The sequence below is a fragment of the Pseudomonas sp. JL23 genome, from assembly GCF_056933585.1.
In genome coordinates this window covers 4383319-4397984 of sequence record NZ_CM167795.1, presented here as the reverse complement: position 1 = coordinate 4397984, position 14666 = coordinate 4383319, and the positions used below count along the sequence as shown (strand labels likewise).

The window sequence follows — 14666 nt, the reverse complement described above, 5'->3', positions numbered from 1 at the left end:
GTTCTACTGCCGAAACGTGCGCCCCAATGCATCCAGGCGCACGGCAATCGGTGGCAGGCGCTGACTGCTCAGGGCCAGGGTCTCGACATCGTCGGCGGTGCTGCGGGCAATGGACTGCACCGACGCCAGGCGTCCGACGATTTCATCGCTGGCACTGGACTGCTCGCGGGTGGTGTTGACGATATGGCCATTGAGCTCATCGATATGGGAAATATCACTGCCCACCGCCCGTAGCATCGCCGCCGCCTGTTGACTGTCCTCGACGCACCGCTCGACACCTTTGTGGCTGTCCTGCATGGCCGCAACAGCCTTGCTGCTGCCCTGTTGCAGGGCATCAATGATGGCTTTGATCTCTTGGGTGGACACGGCGGTGCGTTGCGCCAGGTTGCGCACTTCATCGGCCACTACGGCAAAACCGCGGCCCTGTTCGCCGGCGCGGGCGGCTTCGATGGCGGCGTTGAGGGCCAGCAGGTTGGTCTGGTCGGCAATACTGCTGATCACTTCCAGTACGGTGCCGATCTGGTCGGCATGCCCGGCGAGCAGCTGAACGGTTTCATTGGTGCCCTTGATGCTTGAGGCCAGTTGCGCGATTTCATTCTGTGCGCGGTTGACGCTTTCCTGGCCCTTGGTGATCTGCATGCTGGCCTGACCGGCGTGCTCGGCGGCGCGCTCGACGTTGACGGTGATATTTTGCATGGCGTCGCCCATGCGCTGCATTGATCCGGTCACCTGGGCGATTTCCGTCAGTTGATTGCGCGCTCCGACTTCCAGGGTCGTGCTGGCCCTGGCCAGTTCCTGGCCCAGTTGGCCGAGGCCATGGGAGTCTTGGGTGACGCCGTCGATCAGGCTGGTGATCTGCGACAGGAACTGATCGAAACGCTGCGCAAGTGAGACATGGGCGCCGCCGGTGCTGCCTGGCCCGGCATCCAGAGTGAACTGCGAAGTGGCGGTGAGCATTTTGTCCAGCATGTCCTGGCTCTCCACCGCATCGGCCTGACTCTGCGTGGCCAGGTAGAGGAGGGCGATGGACTCCATGACCACATAGAGCGCGTGCACGAAAACCATGCCCCAGCCGGCATGATGCTCCATCACGAACACCGGCCAGCCCTGCATCTGCAAGGCATGAAACAGGAGGTGGTGCACCGCGATGGTGGCCGCCGCGACCAGGATCGGCAGCCAGTCGCGATAGAACGTCAGCACCGCGAGCAGGGCGAAAATGCCAAAGTGCGATTCGATCACGCCCTGGGCCTGATTGATATGCAACGCGGCCATGACCATAAGGCCCATGCCCAGCGCGCAACGCATCAGGCGCGTACCGCCGATCAGGCGATAGGCCAGGGTCAGTAACAGACTGGTACCGCCGCCAATGACAAACGCCTGAATAAAGGTGTCATGCCAGAAAGCCAGACCCAACGAGAAGAAGAACATCAGCCAGACCACGCCAAGCATGGTGCGGTCGGCCTTGCGGTAGTGCTCAAGAAAACGGGCGGGTAACGGCATGCACGCGGACTCCATGTTATGGCGCAGAAGACATCACGAGGACTGGGGTGTATCTGATAAAGAGCACGGACCTTAACTTCCGGTCAATGTAGCAATGAAAGTGCGATCATTCAGCCAGTTCTTTGCACATATACACCCGTTTCAGTCCGTTTTCTTCCCCTCGATGGGTTTCCACATAGCCCAGACGCTGATAAATCGCCAGGTTCTCGACCATGGCTTCATTGGTATAGAGCCTGATGGCGCTGTAGCCCAAGTCCAGTGCCGTCTGTTCAGCAATCGCCATTAATGTGCGACCCAACCCCAAACCCTGGGCATGCGGTGACACCGCGACGTTATCCAGCAGCAGGGACTCGGCTTCGGGGATCAATACCAGCAAGCCATCAATCGCGCCGTCGCGCTCGAGTACCTGGACGCGTTGCGCCTCAATCAAGGCCGCGTAATCACCGCTCATCGGCCCGGGTTCGCGACCGATACGTGCAATGTAGGGCGAGTAGGCATCCCGGACGATGCGCTGGATGGCGGGAATGTCGAGGGGAGTGGCCAAGCGCAGTCTGGGTGAGGTCATGGGCTGTCTCATCGGTCTTCGCGGGTATGCCAGAGGCGCAGGACATACAGCGTCGGCCCCTGGATTTCGTAACGCAATTCGTAGCCGCCGATCAACAGGCGCCTGACGTCGCGAGGCTCGAACTCGTCAAGGCGTTCACCGAGCCTCGGATTGTTCAGCAGCACAGCAGGAGATGAGGTCAGTTGTTGAACAGTGCGGGCAGCGGTCTGGCGGTTGACCAGGGCAAGAAACTCATAGAGGCGGGATAAATCAGACAGCGCTTTACCGGTCCACTTCAACTCCATTATTCGGGTACCGGCAGGGGATTGTCGCTATCCAGGCTGTCGGCCCAAGCCTGTACAGACTGATGGTCTATCACACGACCGGCGTCCACGTCGGCCATGGCTTCCAGCGTCAGCCGGCTGCGTTCTTCTTCCTGGTCAACCCAGGCCATGAGCGCTTGCTTGATAATCCAGCCTTTGGAGCGCTCGAGGCGTAGGGCCAGTTGATCGACTTTTTCCGCAAGAAGCAAAGGCACATGGGCGGTAACGACCCGCGTTTCTGCGCTGTGAGCCATGGTGTTCACCAATATGATTAAAATTGATTGAAAGCGATTAAATTTAAATCATAGAGGTCCACGAGTAAATTTCAAGCAGGTAACGCGTTTGGCTCGCTATCAACACTTTGAAGTGCCAAGGTTTGAATCTGCCATCCTTGAAAAGTATTTGTAATACAATATGATTTTGCCCGGTCGGTCCATGTCATCGGCTAAGGTGTGTTCCAGGCGCTGCTGTCGATGGGCGCAGTAATGAATGACAGGGTCTCAGGGATTACCACATGAAAGTACAGCGTCAGGCCTCGTCCTTGCGGCATCAGGTGCAGGATGCACTGCGCAATGAAATCATCTCCGGGCGTTTCAAGCCCGGTGATCGACTGGTCGAGCAGCAGCTCTATACGGCGATGGACGTCAGTCGCACGTCATTGCGCGAAGCGCTGCGGCAACTGGAGGCCGAAGGCCTGGTAGAGCAGGTGCCCCATCGCGGTGCCTATGTCGCTTCGGTGGACGCCAAGGATGCCATTCAGATCTACGACGTGCGCGGCGCCCTGGAAGTGCTCGCGGTGCGTAACTTCGTGCGCTACGCCAGTGACGAGGATGTCACCGAGCTGGCCGAGGTGTTCGACGAATTCGTCGCCCAGTCCCATACCGCTTCCCTGGACGGTGCTGCGCTGTTGGATATCAAGCGGCGTTTCTATCATGTGCTGCTGGATATCGAGCAGAGCAACGTGGTTGGCGGCATGCTCGAACAGCTGAATAACCGCGTCAGCCTGTTGCGCGCGCTGTCCCTCGGCCGTGAGGGGCGGATGGTGCATACCCTGGCCGAGCTCAAGGAAATCGTGCGCATGATCCAGCTGCGCGATGAGGCCGGCGCCTGTGCCGCGGCGTTGCTGCATGTGGAGAATGCGTCGAAGAATGTGCTGCAATTGCTAGCGCAGAATGACGTTCACGCGGTTCAGTAACGTGGGACCGGCTTTAGCCGGGAAAGCGATATGACCGGTGATAGAGAAATGTCGATCATACCTGAGCCTTCCCGGCTGAAGCCGGTCCCACAAGTGTTATCTGTTGCCGCACGACCGCGCGATCAGGGCCAATCAGCGCAACGCTGAATAAGCCGCCGGCGTCAGAAACTGGTTCTCGATCCGTTGCACGATAATCGCCTGCGCCTCGGTCTCGGCGCGCTTGGCCTGCCATTCTGGGTCGGCCTGGAAGGCGTTCCACTTGGTTTCGCGGTCGGCCAGGCTGTCCCATTTCAGCAGATAGGTCAGGGTCTGGTTGCTGTCGCCGGTCAGGGCCGTCCAGAAACCGATCTGCTCGATTCCGTACTTTTCAAAAAAACCCAGGGTGATCTTGCTGAAGCGCTCGTGCAGGGCCGGCAGGCGGCCGGGTGCGCAGTGGTAGATGCGTAGTTCGACAATCATTTGCAGCTCCTCAAGTAAGTACCGGTCAAGAAATAGGCAAAGTAGCCTATTGACCGATTGTATGACAGTCATATAGCTTTGTCGCAACTGCTGACGTGCAGCGGGCAAAAAATAGCCTGCTGCCGCCGCGAATCCCTCTACAAAAACAATAGGGCGCAAGCAATGACTCAACCGCAACGGATTGGCTTCATCGGCCTTGGCATGATGGGCCTGCCGATGACTTCCTGCCTCAGCAAAGCCGGCTTCCAGCTGTTTCTCGCCGATGCCGATGCCGGGCGTCTGCAAGAAGTGCAGAGCGCCCTCGGCGCCAGCGCGCTGACGGCTGACAACGCCGGTTCCCTCGATGCCCTCATCACTATGCTGCCCAACTCGAACATTGTCGAAAGCGTGCTGCTGGGCGCGGATGGCAAGTCGGGCTGGGCCGCGTCCATGACTGCGGGCACGGTGGTGATCGACATGAGCTCTTCTGAGCCTGCGCGCTCCCGTGAACTGGGGCAGAAACTCGCAGCGCTCGGTCTGCATTATCTGGATGCGCCCGTCTCAGGTGGCGTCAAGCGCGCAGTGGACGGCAGCCTGGCAATCCTTGTCGGTGGTGATGTGCAAGTGATGCAGCGCTGCCAGTCGCTGCTCGACGCCATGGGCAAGAACATCCTGCATATCGGCGAAGCGGGCGCGGGTCACGCGGCCAAGGCGTTGAACAACTTCGTCTCGGCCTCCGGCCTGCTGGCGACGGTCGAGGCTCTGCATGTGGCCAAGCGTTTCGGCATCGACCCGGCGGTGATGGTCGATGTGCTCAACGCTTCCAGCGGCGGCAGCAATACCTCCCTGAACAAAGCCAAGCAGTTCATGCTCAGCGGCAGCTTCGGTTCCGGCTTCTCGATGCAGTTGATGAACAAGGACCTGAAGATCGCCAAGGGCCTGTCCGATGCCCTGGATTACCCGCTGACATTCGGCCAGCGCACCATCAAGGTCTGGGACGAGGTGGCGCAGGATTCAACGCCTGCCACCGATCACACCGAGATGTACCGGATGCTGGCCAAAGAAGGCCAGTAACCGCCTGCACCTGTGCAGGCTCAGCAACGGAGCACACCGCATGTCGCGTGCCGCCAGTTTTTACATCGATGGACAGTGGGTCGAGCCCGCTGCGCCGACCTGGTTCGACGTTATCGACCCTGCTACTGAACAAGTCATCGAACGCCTGGCCCTGGGTAACTCCACGGATGTCGAGCGTGCCGTCGCCGCTGCGCGCAAGGCTTTGCCGGGGTACTCGCAGACCAGCGTCAGTGAGCGCATCGAACTGCTCAAGCGCATCGTGGCGATCTACGAACGCCGCCAGGAAGAGTTCGCCCAGGCCATGCGCGCGGAAATGGGCTCGCCCATTACCGCCTCACGCAATGCCCAAGTGCCCCGTGGCTGGCTGCATCTGAAGCAGCTGATCGAAGTGCTGAAGACCTTCGAGTTCGAGCAGCGTCAGGGCAACACAGTATTGCGCTATGAGCCGGTGGGCGTCTGCGGGCTGATCACGCCGTGGAACTGGCCGATCAACCAGATCGTGGTGAAAGTCGGCCCGGCCCTGGCCGCTGGTTGCACCATGGTGCTCAAGCCCAGCGAGTACTCGCCCTTGAGCAGCCTGTTGTTTGCTGAAGTGCTGGATGAAGCGGGTGTACCGGCCGGGGTATTCAATCTGGTCAATGGTGACGGTCCCGGTGTCGGCGCGGCGCTGTCGGCTCACCCGGATATCGACATGCTGTCGTTCACCGGTTCGACCCGGGCCGGGGTGCAGGTGGCCAAATCCGCCGCCGAGACAGTCAAGCGCGTGGCCCAGGAATTGGGCGGCAAGTCGGCCAATATTCTTCTCGACGACGTCGACCTGCACAACGCTGTAACCCGTGGCGTCGCCGCCTGCTTTACCAATAGCGGCCAGTCCTGCTCGATTCCGACGCGGATGCTGATCCCCCGGGCGCTGATGGATGACGCCATACAGATTGCCCGGCAGGCCGCCGAAGCCTTCAAGGTTGGTGCCACCAGCGATGAGACGACCCAGCTCGGGCCCTTGGTTAACCGTGCGCAGTGGCAACGGGTGCAGACGCTGCTCCAGGCCGGTATCGACGAAGGTGCGCAACTGGTAACCGGTGGCGTGGGCAAGCCTGAAGGGCTGGACATCGGCTATTACGTCAAGCCGACGGTATTCGCCAACGTTACTGCACAGATGAGCATCGCCCAGGAAGAAATCTTCGGCCCGGTGTTGTCGATGATCGCCTACGACAGCGAAGCCGAAGCCATCCAGATTGCCAACGGCACGCCTTATGGCCTGGCGGCTTATGTGCAATCCGCCGACCAGCAGCGCGCTCGCAATGTCGCCCGCGCCTTGCAGGCTGGCAGCGTTCATCTGAACTATCCGCCCGCCGATTTCGCCGCGCCTTTCGGTGGCTATAAGCGTTCGGGCAATGGCCGCGAGTGGGGCGAGTTCGGCTTGCGTGAGTATCTGGAAGTCAAAGCCATGGTGGGCTACGGCGACTGAGTCGCCGGGCGGTGCACAAAAAAATTTGCCTTTTATGACTGTATGACAATCGGTCGATAGTACGGAAAACGGAGAGCAGCATGAGTGATAACGAACGCTTCAATCAGGGTTTCAACAACCGCAAGGAAGTGCTGGGCGATCAGCATGTAGAGAAGTCATGGGCGGCAGCGGATGACTTCAATCGGCCGATGCAGAAGTTGGTCACCGAAGTCTGCTGGGGGGAAGTCTGGGGTGATGAAACCTTGCCCTTCAAGACCCGCAGCATCGTCAACCTGGCCATGCTCACCGCCATGAGCCAGCACCACGAGCTGGGCGTGCATGTACGCGGCGCCCTGCGCAACGGCGTGACCAAGGATGAAATCCGCGCCGTGCTGATGCAGGCGGCCATCTATTGCGGCGTGCCGTTGGGTCTGGCGGCGTTCCGCGTCGCTTCTGAAGCGATCAAGGCCTACGAGGCGGAAACCCAGGGCGCTTGACCCGCTGCAGCACACACGCTTGCCGTTCAACAATAATTATAAGGAAACGTCATGAGTATCTCCGCCCCGGTCCCAGCCCCGGCCAAAGCGCTGGCCGAAACCGATCAATCGATCGAGAAGAAAAGAAGGAACGCGATCAAAGGCGCGTTCTTCTCCGAATACATCGACATGTTCGACATCTACCTGCCGGTGGTCGTGCTGTCCCCAGTGTTGTTCTTCTTCCAGCCCGCCCAGTTGTCGCCGGGCATGGCGGCGATTCTCGCTTCCCTGGTATTCATCACCACGCTGCTGGGGCGGCCCATCGGCGCGCTGCTGTTCGGCATGATTGCCGACAAGACCGGGCGACGCATGGCCTCGATCTATTCGGTATCCGGTTTTGGTGTGGTGACGCTGTTGATCGCCTTGCTGCCGGGCTACGAGACCATCGGCATCGCCTCCTACTGGGCGTTGGTGCTGCTGCGTTTCGTTGACGGCATCTTCCTCGGCGGCGGCTACACCGGGGCCATGCCATTGGCCATCGAGTATTCGAAAAAGCATCAGCGCGGCTTTGTCGGCGGGCTGATCATCGCCGGCTTCCCGCTTGCCTACGTCAGCATCAATCTGGTGGCGATGCTGATGTTCATGCTGTTCCCCCTGGCAGGCCCTGATTCGCCTTATGTGCAATGGGGCTGGCGCATTCCGTTCGTGATTGGTGCGGTCCTGGCCGGGGTGCTGGCGCTGTACTACATCTACGCGGTGTCGGAATCGGAAATCTGGGAAGAAGATGCTGGGAAGAAACCCCGGGAAAAACTGCCCCTCACCGACCTGCTCAAAGGCAAGAGCGGCCGCAACCTGCTGCAAGTGCTGCTGATGATGACTGGCTTCTGGCTGACCCAGAACATCATCACCATCTTCCTGCCGACCGGGCTGCTGGTGAACACCCTGCACTTGTCCGGCATGCAGGTCACCGGCACTTTGTTGATCGCCTATTCGGTGCTGTTCTTCAGCTATATCGCCTCGGGCATGATCGGCCAGAAGATCGGCCGTCGGCGTTTTTTCCTCATTCTCGGCCCGATCATCGCCACCTTGGGTGCCGGGATCATGTACGTGCTGGCCAATGTGCCGGGGCTGTCTCTGCCGGTGATCATGACCCTGGTCTGCCTGCTGTCGGTACTGGTAACCGCGCCCTGGGGCGTGATCGTGACCTACATCAACGAACGCTTTGTCACCGATGTGCGCGCCACCGGCTTCGGCGTCGGCTTCAGCCTGTCGGTGATCATCCCGTCGTTCTACGCCTTCTACATGGCCTGGCTGGGCCAGATCATGCCTTTCACCATGACGCCGTCAGTGCTGCTGTGCGTGGGCGGCGTGATCGCCACCATCGGCGCATACATGGGCCCGGAAACCAAGGACGTCGATTTCTGACGCCCGGCAGAACAGGAGAGTACTTGTGAACAACACAACCATTGGCTTTATCGGCCTGGGCAATATGGGCGGGCGCATGACTCGCTGCCTGGTCGACGCGGGCCTCAACGTAGTGGGCTATGACACCGACACCCAACGGGTAACAGCCGCTGGCGCCCAGGTGGCGGACTCCATTGCCAGCGTCGTGGCAGAGGCGGGAGTGGTGCTGTTGTCGCTGCCCGACAGCAAGGTGGTCGAGGCCGTTGTCGAAGGCCCGGACGGCCTGTTGCGCCATTGTCGCGAAGGGCAGATCGTCGTTGACCTGAGCACCGCTGCCGCCAGTTCTACCGTGCGCTTGCACGGGCTGTTTGCCGCCCGTGGCGTGCAGTACATCGACGCCGGGATCTCTGGCGGCGCAGCGGCGGCAGAGAAGGGCGCGTTGACCCTGATGGTCGGTGGCGATACCGCCAGTGTCGCGGCACTGGAGTGGGTCTTCGCGCCCATCGCCAGCAAGGTCTTTCACATGGGCGAGAGCGGGGCGGGGCATACCACCAAAACCCTGAATAACTTTCTCAATGCCGTGAGCCTGTCCGCCACCGCCGAGGTAATGGTGGCGGGCAAGAAGGCTGGCCTGGACCTGCACCAGTTGCTCGATGTGCTCAACAGCAGCAGCGGGGTCAATTTCGCCACGCAGAAGCGCTTCCCCTACATCGTCGACGGCAACTACCTGGAAGGTGGCCTGACTGGCAAGTTGATGAACAAGGACGTGGTGCTCTACATCGATCGCGTGCGGGAACTGGGCGTGGCTTCGCTCAATGCCTCCGGCCCCCTGGCCAGTTTTGGCCTGCAGGTGGCCCTAGGCTACGGCGATCAGATCAGTAACAAGGTTGTCGACGCCATCGGCGATATGTCCGGTGGCGTGCGGCTTCATCAAACCTGGAAAGAGGACAAGGCATGAAGGTTATTCACGGCAGCGTCGAAGGCGCCATTTCCGAACAGCGCGGCGCAACCTTTACCGGCGTGGTCTGGGCCGACCCGGTGATGCCGACGACGGACGGCGTGACCATCAACAACGTGTCGTTCAACCCCGGCGCCCGGACGTTCTGGCACTTCCATGAATTCGGCCAAGTGCTCTACGTCACTGCGGGCAGTGGCTGGATCTGCCTGGAAGGCGAGGATCCGCAGGTGATTCGTCAGGGCGACACCGTATGGATCGGCCCCGGCGAGCGGCACTGGCACGGCGCCAATACCGAGAATTTCATGGTCCATACCGCCACCTCCATCGGCAAGACCGTGTGGCAGGAAGCGGTGAGCGATCCGGATTATCTGCGTTCGGCGGGCTGAGGCTCATGAAACACATGACATGTGTGGGACCGGCTTTAGCCGGGAATGCGTCTTCCCGGCTAAAGCCGGTCCCACAGAAAGAGTGCAACTTTTCAGTGATGGAGGAGGCCGTGATATGGCACTGACAGAACCACAAAAGAAAGCCAAGGCAGCCTTCGAAAACGGTGCAGGAAGCTGGAGCCCGGCCTGGGACAGCCTGCTGCGCCTCGACCCCGGCTTTGTCGAAGCCTACGCCGGTTTCGCTGCCGTGCCCTGGCAGAAGAATCACCTGGAACACAAGGTAAAGGCCTTTATCAGCATCGCTGCCAGCGCCGCCGCAACCCATCTCTATCGCCCTGGCATTCATGAGCATCTGCGCGTGGCGCTGGCCCATGGTGCGACCTGTGAAGAGCTGACCGAGGTACTGGAGTTGATCAGTACCGTCGGCATCCATGCTTCCAATGTCGGCGTGCCGGTGCTGTTGCAAGTGCTGGAAGAAGAAGGCCTGCGCAGCTGCCCCGAACCCTTGGATGCACGGCGTGAGGCATTGAAGAACAGCTTTGTCGAGAATCGTGGCTACTGGCATTCGTCGTGGGAGGGGCTGCTGGAACTGGACCCCGAGCTGTTCGAAGCCTATGTCGAGTTTTCCTCGGTGCCGTGGCGAACTGGCGTGCTGTCGCCGCTAGTGAAAGAGCTGATGTATTGCGCCTTCGATGCCGCCGCCACTCACCTTTACGTGCCAGGCCTGAAGCTGCATATGCGCAACGCCCTGCGTTACGGCGCAAGCAAGGAACAGCTGATGGAAATGCTTGAGATCGTCAGCGTGATCGGTATTCACGGTGCCCTTGAAGCTGCGCCGATGCTGGAGCATGCGCTGGGCGAATCCCGGCCCACCTGAACCTGATAATCCGAACCGTCTTTTAGTCCGAACCTGGAGTCGATATGAACAACAATAATCCGACCAACTGGACCAACCCCGAAGTGATCGTGGTGCGCTACGGCACTCGCCAGACCACCAAGAGCGAGTGCTATTACAACTTCCGCGCCTACCGCGAGGCGGACGTGGAAATCACCATGGATTACTTCTTCTGGATCTTCCGCAACGACGAACAGACCATCGTTATCGACACCGGCTTCAGCCCCGAGGCGGCCCTGGCCCGCAAGCGCCAACCGGTGGTCAGCCCGGCCGACGCCCTGGCGCGCCTGGGCATTGATCCGGCCGAAGTGAAGCTGCTGGTGCTGACCCATGCCCACTATGATCACGCCGGTAATCTGGGCCTGTATCCCAACGCGCAGATCGTCATGTCCCGGCGCGAGTTCGATTTCTGGGGCACCGACATGGGCCACCGCCCGCAGTATCACCATCACATCGACGCGCTGGATATTGAGCGTCTGCAGGCACTGGAACAGGCCGGGCGCCTCATTCTGCTGGATGAGCCGCGCAATACGTTGATTCCTGGTATCGAACTGCATGAGCTGGGCGGGCATACGCCGGGGCAGTTGGCAGTGGTCATCGAAATGCCGGAAGGGCCGGTCATCCTTGCCTCCGATGCCATTCACTACTACGAGGAACTGGACGAAGACCGGCCGTTCGCCGTGCTCGACAGTCTGGCGGACATGTATCAAGGCTATGCGCAGATTCGCGAATGGCTGCTGCGCCCCGGTGCCGTGGTGATTCCGGGGCATGACCCGGACGTGATGAACCGCTTTGCCCCGGTAGACCCGGCCACACCGTCGTTTGCCGTGCGCATCGGAGCCAGTGCATGAAGGGTAAGCGAGCGTTGATTACCGGCTCGTCCAATGGCCTCGGCCTGGCTATGGCTACGGGGTTGGCCGCGGCGGGATGCGATGTGCTGTTGCACGGGCTTGAGCCCGCGGCCGATATGCGCGCCACCTGTGATGAGTTGGCCCGCCAGCACGAGGTGGCGGTCAGTTATGTGCAGGCCGATTTGTCCAGCGCTGCGGGTGTCGAGGCGATGATGACGGCTGCGGGTACAGTGGATGTGCTGGTCAATAACGCCGTGGTCCGGCACTTCTCGCCTCTCGAAGACTTTCCCGTCGAGCGCTGGGACCAGGCCCTGGCGGTGAACCTGACTGCCGCCTTTCGTGCCGTGCAACTGAGCCTGCCGGGCATGCGAGGCAAGGGCTGGGGGCGGATTTTCAATATGTCTTCGGCCTACGGTTCCCGCGCCATTGCCAACCGTATCGACTACGTCACCACCAAGACCGCGCTGCTGGGTTTTACCCGTGCCGTGGCCATGGAAACCCTGGGTCAGGGCATCACCTGCAACGCGGTGTGTCCAGGCTCGGTATTGACGCCGAATATCGAAGGGCGCTTGACCGACCTGATGACCGACAAACAGCTGGATCGTGAGATCGCCACCCGGGAATTCCTGCGCGGCAAGCAGTGCACCGGGCGGTTTGTCGACGCGGCCCATGTGGCGGATTTGATCGTGTTTCTGTGCAGTGACAGCGGTGCGTCGATCACCGGCGCGACCCTGCCGGTGGATGATGGGTGGTTGGCGGGATAGTGCGTTTGGATTGAGATTGGTGGGACCGGCTTTAGCCGGGAAGGCGTCGTTTCTGATCAAGGAAATTCGGCGCACACATTGGCCCTTTCCCGGCTAAAGCCGGTCCCACGAATAAAACAACATCCAGATCCATAACAAACCCAACGGAGGCACCATGCAGGTTCCTGCTGTCACGCAATTGCTCAGCCAATTCGTCACCCGCACCACCTGGGCCGATATACCGCCGCTGGTGCGCCATGAAGCCAAGCGCGCCCTGGTCAATTACTTTGCCGTCGCCCTGGCCGGTTGCAACGATCCGGACATTGTCACGGCGGTCAAACTGTTCAGCGGCTTCAGGGCGGGCGAGCAGGCCGGGATCATTGGTCGCGGCGAGTCCATGGATATCCTCAACGCTGCCTCGCTCAACGCCATGAGTGCCAATGTCTTCGATTTCGACGACACCCATATCCCGACCATCATCCACCCCACGGCCCCGGTCGCTGCTGCGCTGTTTGCCCTGGCGCAAAGTCAGCTAGTCAGCGGCGAACAGTTGCTGCTGGCTTTCGTTCTGGGCGTGGAAGTGGAATGCCGCCTGGGCATGGCGATCTCTCCTGAACACTATCGCCGCGGCTGGCATATCACCTCGACCTGCGGCGTCTTCGGCGCGGCCATGGCGGTGGGCAAGCTGCTCGGCCTGGATGCCCGGCAACAAGCCTGGGCGCTGGGCTCGGCCAGTGCCCAATCCGGCGGGCTGGTGGAGACTCTGGGTACTGCGGCGAAAAGCATTGGCGTCGGCAATGCCGCGCGTAACGGCCTGCTCTCGGCGCTGTTGGCCGGGCAAGGCTTCAAAGGTCCAGAGTTTCCCCTGGAAGGGGAGCGCGGCTTCCTGCGGGTCATGGAAGAGAGCCCCGATTACGGGCAGATCACCCAAGACCTCGGCGAACGTTGGGCCTTGAATGCCAATACCTACAAGCCATATCCCTGTGGTGTGGTGTTGAATCCGGTGATCGAAGCCTGTCTGGAACTGTCGCGCAATCCTGACTGCGTATTGGCAGACCTGACCCGCATCGAACTGACCGGCCACCCATTGCTGCGCCAGCGCACCGATCGCTCGGCCATCCAGAGTGGCCGTGAATCCCAGGTCAGCGCCCAGCACGCCTGCGCCGTTGCCCTGTCCACCGGGCGCGCCGGGCTGGCGGAGTTCAGCGACCCGGCAGTCGCCGACCCAAGTCTGCGCGCGCTGTATCCGCTGCTGCACTTTATCGATGACGCTGACTACGCCTTGGAATCCGCGCGGGTGCAGCTGTTCTTCGGCTCCGGCGCCAGCCTGAGCTGCGCCATTACAGTGGCCCGGGGCAGCCTCGGTGCGCCCCTGAGCGATCAGGCCCTGGCCGACAAACTGTGCGAACTGGCCGTGTACGGCGGTTCGACTTGCACGCCACAGCCCCTGATCGAGCGGTTGTGGTCTTTGGAACAAGCCGACGATGCGGGCGCGGTCATGCGCCTGGCACGAGGCTGATGGTCTTTGCATCAGGAGTGATTATGAGCGACAAACAACTGGGTTTCATTGGTGTGGGGGTGATGGGGCGGCCCATGGCCCGACGTCTGCTGGAACAGGGCCATGCCCTGGTGATTTTCGACAAGGACCCGGCCGCCCTGGCCGAACTTGCCGGTCTGGGCGCTCGGGTTGCCGACAGCGTGCGGGAGGTGGCGGACAACGCCGAAGTCATCTTCACCAGCCTGCCCAGCCCGGCGATTTTCAAGGCTGTGGCGCTGGGGCAGGGCGGTATCGTCGAGGGAGCGGCGGTACGGATTCTCGTGGACTTGTCCACGGTGGGTTCACGGGCCGAACAGGAAGTCGCCGCCGGGTTGCTCAAACGCGGCATCGAGACCGTCGATGCGCCAGTCAGCGGCGGGGCGGCAGGTGCCGCTCGCGGGGCGCTGGCAATCATGGTCGCGGGCAATCCTGAAGCCGTGGCCCGGGTCCGCCCGCTATTCGATGCGTTCGGCAAGGTGTTTATCGTCGGAGAACAGGCCGGCCAGGGCCAGTTGCTCAAACTGCTGAACAACATGCTTTCGACCACGGCTTTTGCCATCACCGCAGAAGCCTATGCCGCTGGCATCAAGGGCGGCCTCGATCCTCAAGTGATGATGGAGGTGATCAACGCCGGTAGCGGCAAGAACGGCGCCACCCTGGATAAATTCCCCAAGCACGTCTTGCCCGGCACCTACGATTTCGGTTTTCCGGTGTCCAGTGTCTGCAAGGACATCGGTCTGGCGGTTGAAGAGTGTCAGGCCCTCGGCGTCCCTATGTGGCTGGGCAATGCCGCGCGGCAACTGTGGAATGTCGCGGCGCAGCAGGAGGGTGGCGAGCGGGATCTGACCGAACTGGTGCGGACCATCGAGGGTTGGTCGAATCGGTGACTGGTTCG

17 protein-coding genes are annotated in these 14666 nt (G+C 61.0%); 12 read left to right on the top strand and 5 right to left on the bottom strand.

The genetic code is table 11. The features are described 5' to 3' along the window. Positions 1-3 precede the first annotated feature (3 nt). The 4 genes from AC1Z24_RS20435 to AC1Z24_RS20420 form a co-directional block, all read right to left on the bottom strand. Positions 4-1500 (bottom strand): methyl-accepting chemotaxis protein, encoded by a 1497-nt coding sequence (locus AC1Z24_RS20435; RefSeq protein ID WP_483742437.1) that lies wholly within the window; start codon positions 1498-1500, stop codon positions 4-6. A 106-nt stretch (positions 1501-1606) separates the two neighbouring features. Then, positions 1607-2065 carry a GNAT family N-acetyltransferase gene (locus AC1Z24_RS20430; RefSeq protein ID WP_483742436.1) on the bottom strand — a complete coding sequence of 153 codons (459 nt, stop codon included), beginning with the start codon at positions 2063-2065 and terminating at the stop codon, positions 1607-1609. Positions 2066-2073: 8 nt separating this feature from the next. Beyond that, on the bottom strand, positions 2074-2349 hold the full coding sequence (locus AC1Z24_RS20425) for a type II toxin-antitoxin system RelE/ParE family toxin (RefSeq protein ID WP_483742435.1): 276 nt from the start codon (positions 2347-2349) through the stop codon (positions 2074-2076). Continuing rightward, positions 2349-2621 carry a CopG family ribbon-helix-helix protein gene (locus AC1Z24_RS20420; protein WP_259109538.1) on the bottom strand — a complete coding sequence of 91 codons (273 nt, stop codon included), beginning with the start codon at positions 2619-2621 and terminating at the stop codon, positions 2349-2351. The genes AC1Z24_RS20425 and AC1Z24_RS20420 overlap by 1 nt, the downstream gene beginning before the upstream one ends. 260 nt (positions 2622-2881) lie before the next feature. On the opposite strand from AC1Z24_RS20420, the gene AC1Z24_RS20415 reads away from it, so the two are divergent. Continuing rightward, positions 2882-3562, top strand: a complete 681-nt coding sequence (locus tag AC1Z24_RS20415; protein WP_483742434.1) for a GntR family transcriptional regulator — start codon at positions 2882-2884, stop codon at positions 3560-3562. Positions 3563-3694: 132 nt separating this feature from the next. Here the strand turns inward: AC1Z24_RS20415 and AC1Z24_RS20410 are convergent, their stop codons facing one another. After that, positions 3695-4021, bottom strand: coding sequence for an NIPSNAP family protein (locus tag AC1Z24_RS20410; protein ID WP_259109536.1), 327 nt, complete (start codon positions 4019-4021; stop codon positions 3695-3697). A 162-nt stretch (positions 4022-4183) separates the two neighbouring features. Here AC1Z24_RS20410 and AC1Z24_RS20405 point away from each other — a divergent pair, with 162 nt between their 5' ends. From AC1Z24_RS20405 to AC1Z24_RS20355, 11 genes are all read left to right on the top strand, one after another. After that, positions 4184-5074 carry an NAD(P)-dependent oxidoreductase gene (locus AC1Z24_RS20405; protein WP_483742433.1) on the top strand — a complete coding sequence of 297 codons (891 nt, stop codon included), beginning with the start codon at positions 4184-4186 and terminating at the stop codon, positions 5072-5074. Between the two features lie 40 nt (positions 5075-5114). Next, positions 5115-6542: an aldehyde dehydrogenase family protein gene (locus AC1Z24_RS20400; protein ID WP_483742432.1), complete on the top strand. Its 1428-nt coding sequence runs from the start codon at positions 5115-5117 to the stop codon at positions 6540-6542. A gap of 80 nt (positions 6543-6622) precedes the next feature. Next, positions 6623-7018: a carboxymuconolactone decarboxylase family protein gene (locus AC1Z24_RS20395; RefSeq protein WP_483742431.1), complete on the top strand. Its 396-nt coding sequence runs from the start codon at positions 6623-6625 to the stop codon at positions 7016-7018. Positions 7019-7069: 51 nt separating this feature from the next. Beyond that, positions 7070-8422, top strand: coding sequence for an MFS transporter (locus AC1Z24_RS20390; RefSeq protein WP_483742430.1), 1353 nt, complete (start codon positions 7070-7072; stop codon positions 8420-8422). Between the two features lie 25 nt (positions 8423-8447). Beyond that, complete coding sequence (locus AC1Z24_RS20385) at positions 8448-9359, top strand: NAD(P)-dependent oxidoreductase (RefSeq protein WP_483742429.1); 912 nt, start codon at positions 8448-8450, stop codon at positions 9357-9359. After that, the gene (locus AC1Z24_RS20380) at positions 9356-9745 is read left to right on the top strand and encodes a cupin domain-containing protein (protein WP_483742428.1); all 390 of its coding nucleotides are present in this window, start codon (positions 9356-9358) and stop codon (positions 9743-9745) included. The genes AC1Z24_RS20385 and AC1Z24_RS20380 overlap by 4 nt, the downstream gene beginning before the upstream one ends. A 115-nt stretch (positions 9746-9860) precedes the next feature. Further along, on the top strand, positions 9861-10622 hold the full coding sequence (locus tag AC1Z24_RS20375) for a carboxymuconolactone decarboxylase family protein (protein WP_483742427.1): 762 nt from the start codon (positions 9861-9863) through the stop codon (positions 10620-10622). Positions 10623-10666: 44 nt separating this feature from the next. Beyond that, positions 10667-11491, top strand: a complete 825-nt coding sequence (locus AC1Z24_RS20370; protein ID WP_483742426.1) for an N-acyl homoserine lactonase family protein — start codon at positions 10667-10669, stop codon at positions 11489-11491. Continuing rightward, on the top strand, positions 11488-12255 hold the full coding sequence (locus AC1Z24_RS20365; protein WP_483742425.1) for an SDR family oxidoreductase: 768 nt from the start codon (positions 11488-11490) through the stop codon (positions 12253-12255). The genes AC1Z24_RS20370 and AC1Z24_RS20365 overlap by 4 nt, the downstream gene beginning before the upstream one ends. 154 nt (positions 12256-12409) lie before the next feature. Beyond that, positions 12410-13753 carry an MmgE/PrpD family protein gene (locus AC1Z24_RS20360; protein ID WP_483742424.1) on the top strand — a complete coding sequence of 448 codons (1344 nt, stop codon included), beginning with the start codon at positions 12410-12412 and terminating at the stop codon, positions 13751-13753. Between the two features lie 23 nt (positions 13754-13776). Next, positions 13777-14658, top strand: coding sequence for an NAD(P)-dependent oxidoreductase (locus AC1Z24_RS20355; RefSeq protein ID WP_483742423.1), 882 nt, complete (start codon positions 13777-13779; stop codon positions 14656-14658). The last annotated feature ends 8 nt before the right edge of the window (positions 14659-14666 follow it).

Excerpts from the sequence above, each read along its gene's own strand:
- AC1Z24_RS20435 (WP_483742437.1), bottom strand. The coding sequence starts at position 1,500 with ATGCCGTTACCCGCCCGTTTTCTTGAGCACTACCGCAAGGCCGACCGC.
- AC1Z24_RS20430 (WP_483742436.1), bottom strand. The coding sequence starts at position 2,065 with ATGACCTCACCCAGACTGCGCTTGGCCACTCCCCTCGACATTCCCGCC.
- AC1Z24_RS20425 (WP_483742435.1), bottom strand. The coding sequence starts at position 2,349 with ATGGAGTTGAAGTGGACCGGTAAAGCGCTGTCTGATTTATCCCGCCTC.
- AC1Z24_RS20420 (WP_259109538.1), bottom strand. The coding sequence starts at position 2,621 with ATGGCTCACAGCGCAGAAACGCGGGTCGTTACCGCCCATGTGCCTTTG.
- AC1Z24_RS20415 (WP_483742434.1), top strand. The coding sequence starts at position 2,882 with ATGAAAGTACAGCGTCAGGCCTCGTCCTTGCGGCATCAGGTGCAGGAT.
- AC1Z24_RS20410 (WP_259109536.1), bottom strand. The coding sequence starts at position 4,021 with ATGATTGTCGAACTACGCATCTACCACTGCGCACCCGGCCGCCTGCCG.
- AC1Z24_RS20405 (WP_483742433.1), top strand. The coding sequence starts at position 4,184 with ATGACTCAACCGCAACGGATTGGCTTCATCGGCCTTGGCATGATGGGC.
- AC1Z24_RS20400 (WP_483742432.1), top strand. The coding sequence starts at position 5,115 with ATGTCGCGTGCCGCCAGTTTTTACATCGATGGACAGTGGGTCGAGCCC.
- AC1Z24_RS20395 (WP_483742431.1), top strand. The coding sequence starts at position 6,623 with ATGAGTGATAACGAACGCTTCAATCAGGGTTTCAACAACCGCAAGGAA.
- AC1Z24_RS20390 (WP_483742430.1), top strand. The coding sequence starts at position 7,070 with ATGAGTATCTCCGCCCCGGTCCCAGCCCCGGCCAAAGCGCTGGCCGAA.
- AC1Z24_RS20380 (WP_483742428.1), top strand. The coding sequence starts at position 9,356 with ATGAAGGTTATTCACGGCAGCGTCGAAGGCGCCATTTCCGAACAGCGC.
- AC1Z24_RS20375 (WP_483742427.1), top strand. The coding sequence starts at position 9,861 with ATGGCACTGACAGAACCACAAAAGAAAGCCAAGGCAGCCTTCGAAAAC.
- AC1Z24_RS20370 (WP_483742426.1), top strand. The coding sequence starts at position 10,667 with ATGAACAACAATAATCCGACCAACTGGACCAACCCCGAAGTGATCGTG.
- AC1Z24_RS20365 (WP_483742425.1), top strand. The coding sequence starts at position 11,488 with ATGAAGGGTAAGCGAGCGTTGATTACCGGCTCGTCCAATGGCCTCGGC.
- AC1Z24_RS20360 (WP_483742424.1), top strand. The coding sequence starts at position 12,410 with ATGCAGGTTCCTGCTGTCACGCAATTGCTCAGCCAATTCGTCACCCGC.
- AC1Z24_RS20355 (WP_483742423.1), top strand. The coding sequence starts at position 13,777 with ATGAGCGACAAACAACTGGGTTTCATTGGTGTGGGGGTGATGGGGCGG.